Source organism: Thalassovita taeanensis, from assembly GCF_900110775.1.
GTDB classification, from domain to species: Bacteria; Pseudomonadota; Alphaproteobacteria; order Rhodobacterales; family Rhodobacteraceae; genus Litorimicrobium; species Litorimicrobium taeanense.
This window is the reverse complement of sequence record NZ_FOEP01000002.1, coordinates 330,527-347,826: the sequence shown is the minus strand read 5'-3', so window position 1 is coordinate 347,826 and position 17,300 is coordinate 330,527. Positions and strand designations below refer to the sequence as shown.

The following is a 17,300-nucleotide window of genomic DNA, read 5'->3' as shown; positions in this document are numbered from 1 at the left end:
GGTTCCTTGGGAGGTGGATCAGGCGCGTTCGAACGCGAGGCGCAGGCCGAGGGCCGCAAAGGAGGCCGCGAAGGCGCGGCGCAGCCAGGCCATGGCGCGGGGGCTGTTTAGGACGGCGCGGCGCATGGTGCCCGCCAGCAGCGCATAGATCACGAAGACGGCGAAGGTCATGCTGGTAAAGCCCAGCCCCAGGGTGATCAGTTGCTGCGTGGCCTGCGGGCCGGTTTCGGTAACGAATTGCGGCAGGAAGGCCACGAAAAACAGCGGCAGTTTCGGGTTCAGCAGGTTGAGCAGGATACCGCGCCAGACGATGCGGGCGGCGCTGGCGGGGCGTTCGGTTTCAACCTGCAGGGCACTGGTGCCGCGCAGGGTGCCCCACGCCATCCACAGCAGGTAGGCGACGCCGAGCCATTTGATGGTCTGGAACAAAAGCGCGCTGGCGTGCAGGACGGCGGCCAGCCCGGCCAGCGCAAAGCTGAGATGCGCGGCGGTGGCCAATGTGCAGCCCAGCACCGCCAGAAGCCCGGCCCGCCATCCGCTGCTGAGGCTGACGGAGAGGGTATAGATCACGCCGATCCCCGGAGCGAGGCAGACGATGAAGGCGGTGAGGAGAAATTCAGGCGACATCTGGACCTCGGGCAGTTTGATGGCGGGGTATGATAGGGGCAGAGTGCCCGCGCCGCCGCGCCCGGTCAAACCCTTTGTCCGGGATCAGGCCGGTGTGCGCAGGATGCGGGGCACTTTGAATTCGATATTTTCCTTGGCGGTTTCGACCTCGGAAATGGTCACGTCATAGCGGGCGCGCAGGGCATCGAGGACCTCGTCGACCAGCAGCTCGGGCGCCGAGGCGCCGGCGGTGATGCCGATCGAGGTGATGCCATCAAGGGCACGCCAGTCAATGTCGGCAGCGCGCTGCACCAGTTGCGCATAGGCGCAGCCCGCGCGGCTTGCGACTTCGACCAGACGGCGGGAGTTGGACGAGTTGGGCGCGCCGACCACAAGCATGGCGTCGATCTTGTCGGCCATGGCTTTGACAGCTTCCTGCCGGTTGGTGGTGGCGTAGCAGATGTCCTCTTTGTGGGGGCCGCGAATGGCGGGAAAGCGGGCGTTCAGGGCCGCGACAATCCCGGCGGTGTCATCAACCGAGAGGGTGGTCTGGGTGACAAAGGCCAGGCGTTCGGGGTCGCGCACGGACACGTGCGCCACGTCTTCGACGGTTTCGACCAGAAGCACCTCGCCCTGAGGCAGTTGGCCCATGGTGCCGATGGTTTCGGGGTGGCCCGCGTGACCGATCATGATGATCTGAAGGCCCGCGTCGGAGTGGCGCTCGGCCTCGATATGGACTTTGGAGACCAGCGGGCAGGTGGCATCGACAAAGACCATCTGCCGGGCGCTGGCAGCGGCGGGCACGGATTTGGGCACGCCGTGGGCGGAAAAGATCACCGGGCGGTCATCGGGGCAATCGTCCAGTTCCTCGACAAACACGGCACCTTGGTCGCGCAGGCTGTCGACGACGAATTTGTTGTGCACAATTTCGTGGCGGACATAGACAGGGGCCCCCCATTTCTGGATCGCCAGTTCGACGATCTTGATGGCGCGATCAACGCCGGCGCAGAAGCCGCGCGGCGCGGCGAGGTAGAGGGTGAGGGGCGGTTTGGTCATCGGCGTCTCCTGTTACAGGTACAGGTAGGGCTTGTGGCGCGGTGGGTCCAGCCCCGAGGTGGCATGTGCCCTGTATCACCCGTTTGTGTGGGGTGCGTACATTGTCGCGGCGGTGGCATTGTGGTGAGGTGGATGGATGATTGGCATATGGGGGCTGGTATGAAGGCAAGAGGTGTTGCGGTGGTGGGTGTTGCGGCTGCTTTGATTATTGGTGGCGGGGTGCTGTGGAGCCAGCGGGCCAGCGCCGAGGCCGGGCTGTTTCCCTATGACGATCCGGTTGCGGTCGCCAAGGGGGAGGTTCTTTATGCCGAAAATTGCGCGGCGTGTCATGGGGCGGCGCTTGAGGGGCAGGGCAATTGGCGCGAGCGCGATGCAGATGGGTATCTGCCCGCGCCGCCGCATGATCGGTCGGGGCACACTTGGCATCACCCGGATCAGCAGCTGTTTGCGATCACCAAATATGGCAGTGCTGCGCTTGTCGGGAATGGGTATCAAAGCCGCATGGGTGGCTTCGGCGAGGTTCTGAGCGACGCGGATATCCTGCGGGTGCTGGCTTATATCAAGAGCACATGGCCGGGGCCTGTGGTCGAGCGTCACAATCAGATCAACGCAGCCGCAGCGAAAAGCTGAAATTGTGCTTTGACGCCGCGGCCGGAGGAAGCCGGGGCACGGGCCCCGGCTTGGTTTTATTCGCCCGCTGACATGGCGGCTTCGCGGTCGGGCATAGGGTCGCGCGCGGGGCGACCGATGACCTCTTTCAGCTCGTCCAGCTCGATGAAGTTGTCAGCCTGACGGCGCAGTTCGTCGGCGATCATTGGTGGCTGGCTGCGAATGGTTGATACAACCGAAACGCGAACGCCGTGCCGTTGCAGGCTTTCGACCAATGGGCGGAAATCCCCGTCGCCTGAGAACAGAACGATATGATCCACGCGCGGGGCCAGTTCCATGGCGTCCACTGCGAGTTCAATGTCCATATTGCCCTTGACCTTACGTCGGCCTTGGCTGTCGGTATATTCCTTGGCGGGTTTGGTCACCATGGTAAAACCATTATAGTTCAGCCAGTCGACAAGTGGTCGAATTGGGGAGTATTCGTCATTCTCCAGCAAGGCGGTGTAATAGAAGGCGCGGAGCAATTTGCCACGACGCATAAATTCCTGCCGCAACAATTTATAGTCGATATCAAACCCAAGCGCCTTCGCTGCAGCGTATAGATTCGACCCATCGATGAACAGCGCCAGCCGTTCGTCTTTATAAAACATTAATTTCCCTTCCGATGGTCAGTCCTAGGCTCCTGTCCGTGAGTGGGTAAAATTAATTAGGAGTAGAACTGGAATATGAAAATAGGACTGCTGATCGAGCGGTGCAAGAGAGTAAATACACGCAAAAGGATAGGGCTGATATGAATACCGATCAAGAAGTGTTGATAGCATTGGGGGCCAATCTGCCGTCCAAAGCAGGGGGGCCTGCCCAATCTCTGAGCATGTCCTTGCAACTATTGGAAGAAAAAGGGCTGGTCGTGGCTGCGGTGAGTCGATTCTATCAGACCCCGTGCTTTCCGGTCGGGGCCGGGCCGGATTATATAAATGCGGCTGCTCGGGTCACGACAACGCTGTCGCCGGAGCAAGTATTGGCGGTGCTGCACGGGGTCGAGGCCGAATTTGGCCGCGAAAGAGAGGTGCGCTGGGGGCGGCGCACGCTGGATCTGGACCTGCTTGCCTATGGAGATCTGGTGCTGCCTGACCGGGAAACACAGAAGGCGTGGATGGATCTGCCCGCAGAGCGGCAGAGGCTTGAGGCGCCGGAACAGCTGATTCTGCCGCACCCGCGCCTGCACGAGCGCGCCTTTGTTTTGGTGCCGCTGTCAGACGTGGCGCCGGGCTGGGTTCACCCGGTTCTGGGCCGCACAGTCACGCAGATGTGCGCCGATTTGCCCGCTTCTGCACGGGCCGAGGTGATTTCTGTTTGAATATCGACTTGTCAATAGAGGGTTTCCGCCGTAAACACACGCCTTCTAAACTGACCACCCGATGATTGGAGTGTCCCATGGCCCGCGTTACCGTTGAAGACTGCGTAGACAAGGTTCCGAACCGGTTCGAACTGGTGATGCTTGCCGCGCATCGTGCGCGTGAAATCGCATCCGGTGCCAGCCTAACCGTGGATCGTGACAACGATAAAAACCCCGTTGTCGCCCTGCGCGAGATTGCGGAAGAGACCCAATCGGCCGACGATCTGCGCGAGCGCCTGATCGAAAGCAACCAGACCCAGATCGAAGTTGATGAGCCCGAAGATGATTCGATGGCGCTTCTGATGGGGGGCGGCGAGCAGGACAAGCCGGCGGTCGACGACATGTCGGAAGAAATGCTGCTGCGTCAGCTTATGGAAGCACAGGGGCAGGGCTGACCCTGTTTCGATTGCACGGGATGCGGATGGAATGATCGCGGTTGATGACCTGATCGCTCTGGTCCGCAACTATAACCCCAAGACCAACGAAGCGCTTTTGCGCGATGCGTATGCATTTGGTCTTGCCATGCACGAGGGGCAGGTCCGGCATTCGGGCGAGCCCTATTTTTCCCACCCCGTTGCGGTTGCCGCCATCCTGACCGAACAGCGGCTGGACGACGCCACGATCATCACCGCACTGCTGCACGACACGATCGAGGACACCAAAGCCTCGTACCCTGAGGTCGAGCGGCGGTTTGGCCGCGAGGTGGCCGATCTGGTGGATGGGGTCACCAAGTTGACCAATCTGCAACTGTCGAGTTCGGAAACCAAGCAGGCCGAGAATTTCCGCAAGCTGTTCATGGCAATGTCCAAGGACCTGCGGGTGATTCTGGTCAAGTTGGCGGACCGGCTGCACAATATGCGCACGATCAAGGCGATGCGGCCGGAAAAGCAGGCCCAGAAGGCCCGCGAGACCATGGAAATTTTCGCCCCTCTGGCTGGCCGGATGGGGATGCAGTGGATGCGTGAAGAGCTGGAAGATCTGGCCTTCAAGGTGCTGAACCCCGAGGGACGCGCCAGCATCATGCGCCGTTTCGTGATGTTGCAGAAGGAAACCGGCGATGTGATCCACCGCATCACCGGCGACATGCGGCACGAGATGGAAAAGGCGGGGATCGAGGCGCAGGTGTTTGGCCGCGCCAAGAAGCCCTATTCGATCTGGCGCAAGATGGAGGAGAAGGACATCGGGTTTTCCCGGCTGTCCGATATCTATGGGTTTCGGGTGATCACGGGCAGCGAGGAAGATTGCTACCGCGCGCTGGGGGCGATCCACCAGCGGTGGCGTGCGGTGCCGGGGCGGTTCAAGGATTACATCAGCCAGCCGAAATCCAATGGCTATCGCTCGATCCACACGACGGTGTCAGGGCGCGATGGCAAGCGGGTCGAGGTGCAGATCCGCACGGGGCAGATGCATGATGTCGCTGAAACCGGGGTGGCGGCGCATTGGTCATACCGCGACGGGGTGCGCAGCCAGAACCCGTTTGCCGTTGATCCGGCAAAGTGGATTTCCAGTCTGACCGAGCAGATGGGCGCGGAAGAGGATCACGACGAGTTCCTCGAAGCGGTCAAGCTTGAGATGTATTCCGACAAGGTGTTTTGCTTCACGCCCAAGGGCGAAGTTGTGAAGCTGCCGAAAGGCGCCACGCCGATTGATTTCGCCTATGCGATCCATACGCGGATCGGCAACGCCTGCGTGGGCGCCAAGATCGACGGGATGCGGGTGCCGCTGTGGACGCGGGTCAAGAACGGCCAATCGGTCGAGATCATCACCGCCGAAGGGCAGGTGCCGCAGGCGACCTGGCTTGAGATTGCCACCACCGGCAAGGCCAAGGCGGCGATCCGCCGGGCGCTGCGCGAGGTCGATCGTGGGCGGTTTGTCAAACTGGGCCGCGAGCTGGCGCGATCTGCCTTTGATCATGTTGGCAAGAAGGCGACGGACAAGGCGCTGGAAACCGCGGCGCGGAACCTGAGGCTGGATGGGCGCGACACGTTGCTGGCGCGGATGGGCAGTGCCGAATTGACGGCACGCGAAGTGGTTCATGCGGTGTACCCCGAGCTGACCGACGGTGGCTCGGACGCGATCGAGATGACCCGCGCGGTGGTCGGGCTTTCGCCGGACCAGAAATTCAACATGGCCAAATGTTGCCAGCCGCTGCCGGGCGAACGGATCGTCGGCATCACCTATCGCGGCAAGGGCGTGGTTGTGCATGCCATCGACTGCGAGGCGCTGACGGCGTATGAGGATCAGCCGCAGCGCTGGATGGATCTGCATTGGCATTCGGGCAAGCACCCGCCGATCCATACCGCGACGCTGGATTTGACGATTGGGAACGACGCAGGTGTGCTGGGGCGAATTTGCACATTGATTGGCGAGCAAAAGGCCAATATCTCGGACTTGCAATTTCTTGATCGAAAACCTGATTTTTACCGGTTGCTGGTTGATGTTGATTTGCGCGACGCCGAACATCTTCATTCGGTTATGTCCGCGCTGGAAGCGGAAAGCGATGTGGCCGCCATTCGTCGGCACCGGGACCCATCCCGGCATGGCACTCATACTGGGTAGCAGGAGGGGGGAGACCCTTGGTCTTCAAAAGGCGCGACAGACGGCCGATCTGGCAGATCGTGCTGGAGTTCTTCTGGCCGCGTGGCGGTTGGGGGCGTGCGGCGCGTTACGTCAAGCACCGGCTGCACCGGCTGCCTGATCCACCTGAAAAGATCGCGCGCGGGATTTTCGCCGGCGTCTTCACCACCTTCACCCCGTTTTACGGCATACATTTTGTGGTCGCGGGCGGCTTGGCGCTGATCATGCGGGGCAATGTTCTGGCGGCGCTGCTGGGAACGTTTTTTGGTAATCCGCTGACCTATTTGCCGATCGGCGTGATTTCGATGCGGATGGGGTATTTCCTGTTGGGGCGTGGCCCGCACGACGGCGAAGAGGTGCATCGCTCGTTGGGGGGGAAGTTTCTGGATGCCGGGGCGGACCTGAAGGATAATTTCGTCGCGATGTTCACAGATCGCGACATGGATTGGCACAATCTGGGTGTGTTTTATCACGAGGTGTTTTTCCCCTACATGATTGGCGGGATCATTCCGGGCCTTATCGCCGGGTTGATCGCCTATTACCTGAGTGTGCCGTTGATCCGCGCCTATCAGAAGCGCCGCAAGGGGGTGCTGAAAGCCAAGCTGGCGGCGCTGAAGAAAAAAGCGCATCGACAGGCTGACGGCGGGCCGAAAGCCGACTAGGGTCGCCCGCGACGGGGATGATGCACACTTGTTCAAAGGAGAAGGCGATGCAGCCTTTGGGAAAACTGCGCCTTGGTATAAATATCGACCATGTGGCAACGGTGCGCAATGCACGCGGCGGGGCCTATCCCGATCCGCTGCGCGCGGCGAAGCTGGCCGAAGAGGCCGGGGCGGATGGCATTACGGCGCATTTGCGCGAGGATAGGCGGCATATTTCGGATGCCGATATCGAAGGCTTGATGCAGGTGCTGTCGGTGCCGCTGAACTTCGAGATGGCGGCGACGGACGAGATGCAGAAGATCGCCCTGCGCCACCAGCCGCATGCGGTGTGTATCGTGCCGGAAAAGCGCGAGGAACGCACCACCGAAGGCGGGCTGGAAGTGGCGCGTGAGGAAAACAAGCTGGCGCATTTCATCGCGCCGCTGCGCGAGGCGGGATGCCGCGTATCGATCTTCATCGCGGCGGATTTGCGGCAGATCGAGGCGGCGGCGCGGATCGGTGCGCAGGTGATCGAGCTGCACACCGGGGCCTATTGCGATGCGCATGCCGAAGCGCGGTTTGACGAGCGCGACGCGGAGTTGGAGAAACTGCGCGAGATGGCGGCATTGGGCCATGCGCTGGGGCTGGAGGTGCACGCGGGTCATGGGTTGACCTATGACACGGTGCAGCCGGTCGCCGAGTTCCCCGAGGTGATGGAGCTGAATATCGGCCATTTCATCATCGGCGAGGCGATTTTCCGCGGGCTGGTGCCAGCGATTACCGAAATGCGCCGGTTGATGGACGCGGCGCGGGCGGTCACGGCTGAAAGGGTGTGACGTGATTTTGGGGATCGGCACCGATCTGGCCAATATCGAACGGATCGCCGGCACGCTGGAGCGGTTCGGCGATCGGTTTCGCAACCGGGTGTTCACCGAGGTCGAGCAGCGCAAGGCTGATCGGCGCAAGGATGTGGCGGGGACCTATGCCAAACGCTGGGCCGCGAAAGAGGCGTGCTCCAAGGCGCTTGGGACCGGGTTGCGCATGGGGATTTCATGGCGCGACATGGCGGTCAGCAACCTGCGCAGCGGCCAGCCGGTGATGGAGGTCACGGGCTGGGCCAAAGAGCGTCTGGAGACGATGACACCACCGGGGCACGAGGCGATCATCCACGTGACCCTGACCGACGATCACCCTTGGGCACAGGCCTTTGTGGTGATCGAAGCGCGGCCATTGGCTTGACACCCTTTGCCCTGCCCCTCATGTAGCCAATCAACAGGTATTCAGGAGAAACGCCCGATGGCATCTGACGCCAAAAAAGGTAATGCAGTGGTCGAGACCATCAAGACGGTGGTTTATGCCCTGCTGATCGCGGGCGTTTTCCGCACGCTGTTCTTTCAGCCGTTCTGGATTCCGTCCGGGTCGATGAAGGACACGCTGTTGATCGGGGATTTCCTGTTCGTCAACAAGATGGCCTATGGCTATTCCTATGCGTCGTGCCCGACGGTTCGGCTGGGCGGGTTCGTGATAGATGCCAAGAATATTTGCGGTGTCATTGATGGCGACAATACCCGTATTCTGGGTGGCGAACCCGAGCGCGGCGATGTTGTGGTGTTCCGTCATCCGGTGACGGGTCTGGATTACATCAAGCGGCTGATCGGTCTGCCCGGCGATACGGTGCAGGTGAAGAACGGGGTGCTGATCATCAACGGCACGCCGGTTAAGCTTGAGGACGCCGGAGTATTCGAAGAGATCGCCAAGGCGCAGGGGCCGCAAGGCCTGCGGCCGCGCTGTGAAAACGGCCCGGTGGGTACCGGCGGCACCTGCATGAAGTCGCGCCAGATAGAAACGCTGCCGAATGGCGTGAAACATGATATCCTGAACATCGGACGGCAGGCGTTGGATGACACGCCGATCTATACCGTGCCGCAGGAGCATTATTTCTTCATGGGTGACAACCGCGACAATTCCACCGACAGCCGGGTACCGCAACAGGCGGGCGGGGTCGGCTTTGTGCCCTATGAAAACCTGATCGGTCGTGCGGATCGCATCATGTTCTCGTCTGCGGGTCGGTCGATGCTGGCGTTCTGGACCTGGCGCAGCGATCGCTTTTTCCGGGCGGTTGAGTGAAGCTGTCGGCCGATCTGAAGGCCTTTGAAGGCCGGATCGGGTATCGGTTCACCCGCCCTGAGTTGCTGGTCCGCGCGGTCACTCATTCGTCGATGTCGTCCGCCACACGAGACGACAATCAGCGGCTGGAGTTTCTGGGCGACCGGGTTCTGGGGCTGGTGATGGCCGATGCCCTGCTGAAGCATGACCGGGGCGCCAGCGAGGGCCAGCTTGCGCCGCGTTTCAATGCGCTGGTGCGCAAGGAAACCTGTGCGGATGTGGCCCGGCAGATCGCTTTGGGGGATGTGCTGAAGCTGGGGCGGTCGGAGATGCTGTCAGGCGGGCGGCGCAAGCTGGCGCTGCTGGGCGACGCGATGGAGGCGGTGATTGCCGCGGTCTATCTGGATGGCGGGTTCGAGGCGGCGCGCGAGATGGTGTTGCAGCTTTGGGGCAAGCGGATCCTGAAGGTCGAGGAAGACGCTCGCGACGCCAAGACAGCACTTCAGGAATGGGCGCAGGGGCGCGGTTTTCCGCCGCCGAAATACATCGAGGTGAAGCGCAGCGGGCCGGATCATGCGCCCGTCTTCACCATTTCCGCAGAATTGGCCAATGGCGAGCATGCTCAGGCCGAGGCCGGGTCGAAGCGGCAGGCCGAACAGGCCGCCGCCAAGGCTCTTTTGGATAGATTGGAGAGCGCATGACACGCGCCGGATTCGTGGCCCTTATCGGTGAGCCGAACGCAGGGAAATCGACATTGTTGAACCGGATGGTGGGGGCCAAGGTCTCGATCGTGACGCATAAGGTTCAGACCACGCGCGCCCGTATTCGCGGGGTGGCGATCGAGGGTGAGACGCAGATCGTGTTCGTGGACACGCCCGGCCTGTTCGCGCCGAAACGCCGGTTGGACCGTGCGATGGTGGCGGCGGCCTGGGGCGGGGCAGCGGATGCGGATGTGGTGGTGCTGATGGTCGAAGCGCATCGCGGCATCACCGACGGGGTGACGCGGATTCTGGAAGGTCTGGAAGACATCGGGAAGGGCCGCAAGGTGGCCTTGGCGATCAACAAGATCGACCGGGTCAAGGCCGAGGTTCTGTTGGGTCTGTCGAAAGAGCTGAACGAGCGGTTCACCTTTGCCAACACGTTCATGATCTCTGCCGAGAAGGGATACGGCGTGGCCGATCTGCGCGAATGGTTGGCGGGCGAGCTGCCCGAGGGGCCGTGGTTGTACCCCGAGGATCAGATCGCCGATTTGCCGATGCGGATGATTGCCGCCGAAATGACCCGCGAAAAGCTGACGCTGCGGCTGCATCAGGAGCTGCCCTATCAGTTGACGGTCGAGACCGAGAACTGGGAAGAGCGCCCGGATGGCTCGGCCCGGATTGATCAGGTGATCTATGTCATGCGCGATGGCCACAAGGGCATCGTGCTGGGCAACAAGGGCGAGACGATCAAGGGCGTGAGCAAGGCCGCGCGCGAGGAGCTGGAAGAGTTTCTGGGGCGGCGTGTGCATCTGTTCCTTCAGGTGAAGGTGCGGACCGGCTGGCAGGACGAGGCCGAGCGGTATTCCGAGATGGGGCTGGATTTCAAGGACGGGAACTGAGCTCGTGACGACCCGGCTGACGGCGCGGTTCTGGGTTGATGCCTATCTGTCGCGGCTGAGGCTGGCGGATATTCCGGCGTTTGTCGTGGCGCATGGCGACGATTCCGCAGGGACCGTTCTGGTCAAGTTGAACACGCTGGACGGTCAGGCCCGTGCATATCAGCGCAGTTTCGATCTGATGAGCGGCGCGCGGACGTGGGTTGTGCTGACCGAGGGGGACGAGCCGCAGGTGGATGCCGCCATTCGCAGGCAGCGCGGGTTTGATCCTGATCTGTGGGTGATCGAGGTCGAGGATCGCGCCGGGCGGCATTTGCTGGAACAGCCGGGCCTGTCGGACTGACGCGCCGGGGCTTGCAAGCGATCCCTGTGCGTGAATAGTGGCAGGATGGAATGGCGCGACGAAGGTATTCTGCTGGGGATCAGGCGGCACGGTGAAAGTGCCGCTATTCTTGAGCTGTTCACGCCAAGCCGTGGCCGACATGTCGGTGTGCTGCGCGGGGCGACCAGCCGCAAGATCGCGCCGATCCTGCAACCCGGTGCGCAGCTGTCTGTCAGTTGGCGTGCGCGGCTTGAGGATCATATCGGCAGTTTCACCGTTGAACCGCTGCGCAGCCGATCCGCAATTGTGATGTCGGACCGGCAGGCGCTGGAGGGGATGAGCGCGGTGACGTCACTGCTGATCCATGCGCTGCCCGAACGCGAGGCGCATCTGTCACTGTACCGCCGAACCGAGGCTTTGCTGGATATTCTTGATGAATATTCGGTCTGGCCGCTGGCCTATCTTAGGTGGGAATTGGCGCTGCTGGAGGAGCTTGGGTACGGGCTGGACCTGAGCCGCTGCGCCGTGACCGGGGTGAACGAGCGGCTTGACTTTGTCTCGCCGCGCAGTGGGCGGGCGGTGTCGGCTGAGGGCGCGGGGGAGTGGGTGGACCGATTGTTGCCGCTGCCGCCGTGTTTTCTGGGCGGGACCGAGGCGCCGGACAGCGAGGTCGCGGCGGGGCTGGTGACAACGGGGCATTTCTTGCGACAGCATCTGACGGATCAGACCGGCCAGCGGCCTTTTCCAGGCGCGCGGCAAAGGTTTGTGGATGGGCTTTCGCGGCGTGGCGGCTTAGCGCAGCGCCAGCACCAGATCGATCAGTGATCCCAGCGGGCCGGTGCTGTCGTGGCCATCGCGCAGCGCCAGATCTTCGGCGCCGATGGCAGCGGCATAGATGATCCGCGCCCAATCGGGGTTGGTGATGCCGGTATCGTGCAACAGATCGGAAAGCCGTGCCAGACGCAGCACATCGACCTGCGCCAGACGGTCGGCGACGCCCGGATTGCCCCGCGCCCAAGCGCGAATCGCCGGGTCGACGCCGTCTTGTCCGGCGATGATCTGGCTGAGTTTGCGCAGCTTGGCAGCGGGGGTTGGTTCGGCGTCCAATGCCGCAGGAGGAGGGGCGGTTTGTTCCTGCCACTGGTCCAGCATCGCGGTGTGAAAGGCCGGGACATCGGCGAAATGCCAATAAAACGAACCCTTTGTGGTGTTCAGGCGTCGCGCCAATGGTTCTGCCTTCAAGGCTTCGGGGCCGTCCTGTGTCAGGGCGGTGAAACCGGCATGCAACCAGTCGGTTTTGGAAAGGCGGGGCTTGTTTGTCATGGCTTATCCATACGTCTGCGTATTTAGGGGCGCAAACGCAGATCCGCCGCAGGGCGTAAATGTCACATCCCGGCGCGGGCTGGATACCCCCGTTTGCCACTTTTTCGGGCAGAACCGGATCTGCGCCGCAGTTTATCTGCGGGATGTTTTTTTACCAGTTGATAAAAAATGGAATCGTGGAATACTGCCTTCAACAAATAAAACTGTGGAGGTTGGAATGACTGAAAGCGCACTGACGCCGGGGATTGTGGCCGGTCGAATGGGGGCGGATCAATACGCCGCAAATTTCTCGGACCTGCATCCGCCGCTGGACCATCACGAGGCGTTGGTGGCAGCGGATCGGTGCTATTTCTGCCATGACGCACCCTGTGCGACGGCCTGTCCAACGGATATTGATATCCCGCTGTTCATCCGGCAGATCGCCACGGGCACGCCCGATGCGGCGGCCAAAACGATCCTGACGCAGAATATCATGGGCGGCATGTGTGCCCGCGTTTGCCCGACCGAGACCCTGTGCGAAGAGGTTTGCGTGCGCGAAACCGCCGAGGGCAAGCCGGTCGAGATCGGCAATCTGCAACGTTATGCCACCGATGTTCTGATGGCCAAGGATGTGCATCCGTTCACCCGTGCCGCCGCGACCGGCAAGCGGGTGGCAGTGGTTGGCGCGGGGCCTGCGGGCCTGTCTTGTGCGCACCGTTTGGCGATGCTGGGCCATGAGGTGACGGTTTATGATGCGCGCGCGAAGGCGGGGGGGCTGAACGAATTTGGGATCGCCGCCTATAAATCCGCGGGCGACTTTGCCGAGAAAGAAGTGCAATGGCTGCTGAAGATCGGCGGCATCACGATTGAGACCGGCAAGGCGCTTGGAATGGGGCTGGAGATGAGCCAGCTACAGGCCGATTTTGATGCGGTGTTTCTTGGCATCGGCCTGGGCGGGGTGAACGCGCTTGGGGTTGTGGGCGAGGACAAGGATGGCGTGTTGGATGCGGTCGATTTCATCGCCGAATTGCGCCAGTCCAGCGATCTGTCCGGGCTGCCGGTGGGCCGCGATGTCGTGGTGATCGGTGGGGGCATGACGGCCGTGGATGCGGCAGTGCAAGCCAAGCTGCTGGGCGCGCTGAATGTCAGTCTGGTGTATCGCCGGGGTCGCGATCGGATGAACGCCAGCCAGTTCGAGCAGGATTTGGCGGCCTCTAAGGGAGTGCGGATCATCACAAATGCGTCGCCGGTAGCTGTGCATGGAAATGGTTCGGTGCGCGAGATCGAGTTTGAGTATTCCGACGATGATCTGACCCCGACCGGGCAGACGTTCCGGCTTCCGGCTGATCAGGTGTTCAAGGCGATTGGTCAGACGCTGGAGGGCAGCAACCTGCCTGCTTTGGAAGGCCGCAAGATTGCGGTGACTGAGACCGGGCGCACCAGCGTTTCGGGGGTCTGGGCCGGGGGCGATTGCGCCAGCGGTGGTGATGACCTGACGGTGACAGCCGTGGCCGAGGGCCGCGATGCGGCGATGGATATGCATGCGCAATTGATGACGGCGGCGGGCTGAGCCTCGTCCTTCTGACACACAACACGGAGACCAGCTGATGGCCAATCTCACCACTGATTTTATCGGGATCAAATCCCCAAATCCATTCTGGCTGGCCTCGGCGCCGCCAACCGACAAGGAATACAACGTCCGCCGCGCTTTCGAGGCCGGTTGGGGCGGCGTGGTCTGGAAAACGCTGGGGTCCGAAGGGCCGCCCGTCGTCAACGTCAATGGCCCGCGGTATGGCGCGATCTGGGGGGCGGATCGCCGTCTTCTGGGTTTGAACAACATCGAGCTGATCACCGACCGGCCGCTGGAGGTGAACCTGCGTGAAATCAAGCAGGTCAAGCGCGACTATAAGGATCGGGCGCTGATCATTAGCCTGATGGTGCCCTGCGACGAAGAAAGCTGGCGTGATATCCTCAAGCGGATCGAGGATACCGAGGCGGACGGCGTCGAGCTGAACTTTGGCTGCCCGCATGGCATGGCCGAGCGCGGCATGGGCAGTGCCGTCGGGCAGGTGCCGGAATATATCGAGATGGTTACGCGCTGGGTGAAAAAATACAGCCGGATGCCGTGTATCGTCAAACTGACGCCGAACATCAGCGATGTCCGCAAGCCCGCAGAGGCGGCAAAGCGTGGCGGAGCAGATGCGGTGAGCTTGATCAACACGATCAACTCGATCACATCGGTCGATCTGGATGATTACGCACCCGAGCCGATGATTGACGGCAAGGGCACACATGGCGGGTATTGCGGCCCGGCGGTCAAGCCGATCGCGCTGAACATGGTGGCCGAGATAGCCCGCAACCCGGAAACGCATGGCCTGCCGATTTCCGGCATTGGCGGCGTGACCACCTGGCGCGATGCGGCAGAGTTCATGACGCTGGGCGCGGGCAATGTGCAGGTCTGTACAGCGGCCATGACCTATGGCTTCAAAGTGGTGCAGGAGATGATTTCGGGCCTGAGCGATTACATGGATCGCAAGGAAATGACCTCGACCTCGGAACTGATCGGGCGGGCGGTGCCAAACGTGACCGATTGGCAGTATCTGAACCTGAACTATGTCGCCAAGGCCAAGATCAATCAGGATGATTGCATCAGTTGTGGGCGTTGCTATGCCGCGTGCGAAGACACCAGCCATCAGGCGATCGAGATGTCGGATGACCGGGTGTTCACCGTCAAGGACGACGAATGCGTGGCCTGCAACCTGTGTGTGAATGTCTGCCCGGTTGAGGACTGCATCACCATGGAACGCGTCGCACCGGGCAAGCTGGACGAGCGTACCGGCGCGGTTGTGTCGGAAGAATATGCCAACTGGACAACCCACCCCAACAACCCCGGCGCGACCTGCGCCGCAGAATAACCCCGGCGCGTTTGTCGGATTGCAGGAAAGGCCCCGGAGCGCTCCGGGGCCTTTTCATTTTGCGGGGAACTGCGCGGGAATCAGGGCTCCAGCACCTTGCGGAACAGCGTGTCGAGATAGGCCTCGGCCCCCGGAAAAACCGCCTTGTCGCCCTTGGTCAGGACCGAGACCTGCGCCTCGAAATCGGCATAGTGCTGGGTCGTGGCCCAGATCGAGAAAATCAGGTGGCGGGGGTCGGAAGCGGCCAGTTTTCCATCGTCCATCCACGACTGGATCAGCGCGACTTTTTCCTCGAACAGAGGCTTTAATCCGCTTTCAAGATGCGGCCCCATGCGCGGCGCGCCTTGCAGGATTTCATTCGCGAAGAGCCTGCTTTCACGGGGGAATTTGCGGCTCATCTGCATTTTTCGATGCATGTATCCAAGGATTTCGTCCAAGGGATCGCCGTCGGGATCCATCTTGGCCAGCGGGTCCAGCCAGGTTTCCATCAGCTTGTTCAGCAAGGTGACGTGGATCGCTTCCTTGCCGTCGAAGTAATACAGGATATTTGGCTTCGACAGCCCGGCCTGCTCGGCGATCTGATCCAGCGTTGCGCCGCGATACCCATGCTGCGAAAACACCTCGAGTGCGGCGTCGATGATCCGCTTGCGATTGCGCAGCTGAATGCGGCTGTGTTTCTTCTCGGGGACGGGGCTGTAACTGGTCATGCACTGGCCTTTTTCTAAAGTGATGCGAAATTCATCGCTCAATAAATACGGCGTCGTGGCTGGCAGGTCGATCCAAGACTTGGCTTGACAGTCGGCATTGTGTTCGCAATCGTCACTTTACCAAATGGTAAAAAAGCAGCAAGGGGGCATCGCTCTCCAGCCGATGCGCAAAAGGCCCCTTGCTTGGACTAAGATGAGGGGATCCGCATGTCTGCGCCGGGTGAAAATCTGAAAATCAATGGTGACCGTCTGTGGGACAGCCTGATGGAAATGGCCTTGATCGGGCCGGGCGTGGCCGGGGGATGCAATCGGCAGACCTTGACCGACGAAGACGCCGAGGGGCGCGCGCTGTTTCAGACATGGTGCGAAGCGGCGGGATGTTCAATGGGCGTGGACACGATGGGCAACATGTTTGCCATGCGTCCGGGCACCGACCCTGAGGCGCTGCCGGTCTATGTCGGCAGCCATTTGGACACCCAGCCGACCGGGGGCAAATACGATGGTGTGTTGGGCGTTCTGGCAGGGCTGGAATTGATCCGCACGCTGAACGATCTTGGGATCAAGACCAAACATCCGATCGTGGCCACCAACTGGACCAACGAAGAGGGCACGCGGTTTGCGCCTGCGATGTTGGCCTCGGGCGTATTCGCCGGGGTGCATACGCAGGATTGGGCCTATGCACGCGAGGATGCCGAGGGCAAAAGCTTCGGCGACGAGTTGGCGCGGATCGGCTGGAAGGGCGACGAAGTTGTCGGCGCCCGCAAGATGCACGCGTTTTTCGAACTGCACATCGAGCAGGGGCCGATTCTGGAGGCTGAGGGCAAGGATATCGGTGTTGTCACGCATGGTCAGGGGCTGAGTTGGACCCAGGTGACGATCACCGGCAAGGACGCTCACACCGGATCAACCCCGATGCCGATGCGCAAAAACGCCGGGCTGGGCATGGCCAAAGTGCTTGAGCTGGTGGACGAGATTGCATGGGGTCACGCGCCGCATGCGGTGGGGGCAGCGGGGCATATTGATGTCTATCCCAACTCGCGCAACGTGATCCCCGGCAAAGTGGTGTTCACCGTTGACTTCCGGTCGCCCGATCTGAGCGTGATCGAGGATATGGAGGCGCAGCTGAAGGCGGGTGCCACGAAAATTTGCGCAGACATGGGGCTGGGCGTAGAGTTCGAGAAGGTTGGCGGATTCGATCCGGTGGCCTTTGATGAAGGATGTGTCACGGCGTTGCGCAATGCGGCCGAGCGGTTGGGCTATAGCCATATGAACCTGATTTCCGGCGCGGGGCATGATGCGTGCTGGGTCAATCAGGTGGCGCCAACGGCGATGGTGATGTGCCCCTGTGTGGACGGTCTTTCGCACAATGAAGCGGAAGAGATTTCGAAAGACTGGGCCACGGCGGGCGCGGATGTGTTGCTTCATGCAGTGGTCGAGACCGCTGAGATCGTTGAATAAATGCGGCT

The 17,300-nt window shown here is 61.4% G+C and carries 20 protein-coding genes; 15 read left to right on the top strand and 5 right to left on the bottom strand.

Annotation, left to right across the window (positions count from 1 at the left end; all coding sequences use genetic code 11):
* Window positions 1-18 precede the first annotated feature (18 nt).
* Both BSF79_RS04140 and ispH read right to left on the bottom strand, forming a co-directional pair.
* Window positions 19-627, bottom strand: coding sequence for a LysE family translocator (locus BSF79_RS04140; RefSeq protein ID WP_090268726.1), 609 nt, complete (start codon window positions 625-627; stop codon window positions 19-21).
* 84 nt (window positions 628-711) lie between these two features.
* Window positions 712-1,662 carry a 4-hydroxy-3-methylbut-2-enyl diphosphate reductase gene (ispH, locus tag BSF79_RS04135; RefSeq protein WP_090268566.1) on the bottom strand — a complete coding sequence of 317 codons (951 nt, stop codon included), beginning with the start codon at window positions 1,660-1,662 and terminating at the stop codon, window positions 712-714.
* 132 nt (window positions 1,663-1,794) lie between these two features.
* Between ispH and BSF79_RS04130 the strand changes: the two genes are divergently transcribed.
* Window positions 1,795-2,292, top strand: a complete 498-nt coding sequence (locus BSF79_RS04130; RefSeq protein ID WP_245776311.1) for a c-type cytochrome — start codon at window positions 1,795-1,797, stop codon at window positions 2,290-2,292.
* Window positions 2,293-2,348: 56 nt separating this feature from the next.
* Here BSF79_RS04130 and BSF79_RS04125 read toward each other — a convergent pair whose 3' ends face one another.
* On the bottom strand, window positions 2,349-2,921 hold the full coding sequence (locus BSF79_RS04125) for a LabA-like NYN domain-containing protein (RefSeq protein WP_090268565.1): 573 nt from the start codon (window positions 2,919-2,921) through the stop codon (window positions 2,349-2,351).
* A 140-nt stretch (window positions 2,922-3,061) separates the two neighbouring features.
* Here BSF79_RS04125 and folK point away from each other — a divergent pair, with 140 nt between their 5' ends.
* The 11 genes from folK (at window position 3,062) to recO (ending at window position 11,735) form a co-directional block, all read left to right on the top strand.
* Window positions 3,062-3,628 carry a 2-amino-4-hydroxy-6-hydroxymethyldihydropteridine diphosphokinase gene (gene folK, locus BSF79_RS04120; protein WP_090268564.1) on the top strand — a complete coding sequence of 189 codons (567 nt, stop codon included), beginning with the start codon at window positions 3,062-3,064 and terminating at the stop codon, window positions 3,626-3,628.
* A 77-nt stretch (window positions 3,629-3,705) separates the two neighbouring features.
* The gene (gene rpoZ / locus BSF79_RS04115) at window positions 3,706-4,062 is read left to right on the top strand and encodes a DNA-directed RNA polymerase subunit omega (protein WP_090268563.1); all 357 of its coding nucleotides are present in this window, start codon (window positions 3,706-3,708) and stop codon (window positions 4,060-4,062) included.
* A 31-nt stretch (window positions 4,063-4,093) separates the two neighbouring features.
* Window positions 4,094-6,226 (top strand): RelA/SpoT family protein, encoded by a 2,133-nt coding sequence (locus tag BSF79_RS04110; RefSeq protein ID WP_090268562.1) that lies wholly within the window; start codon window positions 4,094-4,096, stop codon window positions 6,224-6,226.
* Between the two features lie 17 nt (window positions 6,227-6,243).
* Window positions 6,244-6,906, top strand: coding sequence for a DUF2062 domain-containing protein (locus BSF79_RS04105; protein WP_090268560.1), 663 nt, complete (start codon window positions 6,244-6,246; stop codon window positions 6,904-6,906).
* Between the two features lie 47 nt (window positions 6,907-6,953).
* Window positions 6,954-7,721: a pyridoxine 5'-phosphate synthase gene (locus tag BSF79_RS04100; RefSeq protein ID WP_090268558.1), complete on the top strand. Its 768-nt coding sequence runs from the start codon at window positions 6,954-6,956 to the stop codon at window positions 7,719-7,721.
* A gap of 1 nt (window position 7,722) precedes the next feature.
* Window positions 7,723-8,124 carry a holo-ACP synthase gene (gene acpS / locus BSF79_RS04095; RefSeq protein WP_090268555.1) on the top strand — a complete coding sequence of 134 codons (402 nt, stop codon included), beginning with the start codon at window positions 7,723-7,725 and terminating at the stop codon, window positions 8,122-8,124.
* Between the two features lie 57 nt (window positions 8,125-8,181).
* Window positions 8,182-9,012 (top strand): signal peptidase I, encoded by an 831-nt coding sequence (lepB, locus tag BSF79_RS04090; protein ID WP_090268553.1) that lies wholly within the window; start codon window positions 8,182-8,184, stop codon window positions 9,010-9,012.
* Complete coding sequence (gene rnc, locus BSF79_RS04085; protein ID WP_090268551.1) at window positions 9,009-9,692, top strand: ribonuclease III; 684 nt, start codon at window positions 9,009-9,011, stop codon at window positions 9,690-9,692. Before lepB ends, rnc begins: the two co-directional genes overlap by 4 nt.
* Window positions 9,689-10,591 (top strand): GTPase Era, encoded by a 903-nt coding sequence (gene era, locus BSF79_RS04080; protein WP_090268549.1) that lies wholly within the window; start codon window positions 9,689-9,691, stop codon window positions 10,589-10,591. The genes rnc and era overlap by 4 nt, the downstream gene beginning before the upstream one ends.
* Window positions 10,592-10,595: 4 nt before the next feature.
* Window positions 10,596-10,931, top strand: coding sequence for a DUF1491 family protein (locus BSF79_RS04075; RefSeq protein WP_090268546.1), 336 nt, complete (start codon window positions 10,596-10,598; stop codon window positions 10,929-10,931).
* Between the two features lie 45 nt (window positions 10,932-10,976).
* Entirely contained in the window at window positions 10,977-11,735 is a 759-nt protein-coding gene (recO, locus tag BSF79_RS04070) for a DNA repair protein RecO (protein ID WP_090268544.1), read from the top strand.
* On the opposite strand, the gene BSF79_RS04065 is transcribed toward recO, so the two are convergent.
* A complete protein-coding gene (locus BSF79_RS04065) occupies window positions 11,703-12,233 on the bottom strand; it encodes a TetR/AcrR family transcriptional regulator (protein ID WP_090268542.1) in 531 nt (176 codons plus the stop codon). The two genes, recO and BSF79_RS04065, sit on opposite strands and share 33 nt — an antisense overlap.
* 217 nt (window positions 12,234-12,450) lie before the next feature.
* On the opposite strand from BSF79_RS04065, the gene BSF79_RS04060 reads away from it, so the two are divergent.
* Window positions 12,451-13,782: an NAD(P)-dependent oxidoreductase gene (locus tag BSF79_RS04060; protein ID WP_090268539.1), complete on the top strand. Its 1,332-nt coding sequence runs from the start codon at window positions 12,451-12,453 to the stop codon at window positions 13,780-13,782.
* Window positions 13,783-13,819: 37 nt separating this feature from the next.
* A complete protein-coding gene (preA, locus tag BSF79_RS04055; protein WP_090268536.1) occupies window positions 13,820-15,127 on the top strand; it encodes an NAD-dependent dihydropyrimidine dehydrogenase subunit PreA in 1,308 nt (435 codons plus the stop codon).
* Window positions 15,128-15,207: 80 nt separating this feature from the next.
* Here preA and BSF79_RS04050 read toward each other — a convergent pair whose 3' ends face one another.
* A complete protein-coding gene (locus BSF79_RS04050; RefSeq protein WP_090268533.1) occupies window positions 15,208-15,834 on the bottom strand; it encodes a TetR family transcriptional regulator C-terminal domain-containing protein in 627 nt (208 codons plus the stop codon).
* 207 nt (window positions 15,835-16,041) lie between these two features.
* Between BSF79_RS04050 and BSF79_RS04045 the strand changes: the two genes are divergently transcribed.
* Window positions 16,042-17,292 carry a Zn-dependent hydrolase gene (locus BSF79_RS04045; RefSeq protein ID WP_090268529.1) on the top strand — a complete coding sequence of 417 codons (1,251 nt, stop codon included), beginning with the start codon at window positions 16,042-16,044 and terminating at the stop codon, window positions 17,290-17,292.
* The last annotated feature ends 8 nt before the right edge of the window (window positions 17,293-17,300 follow it).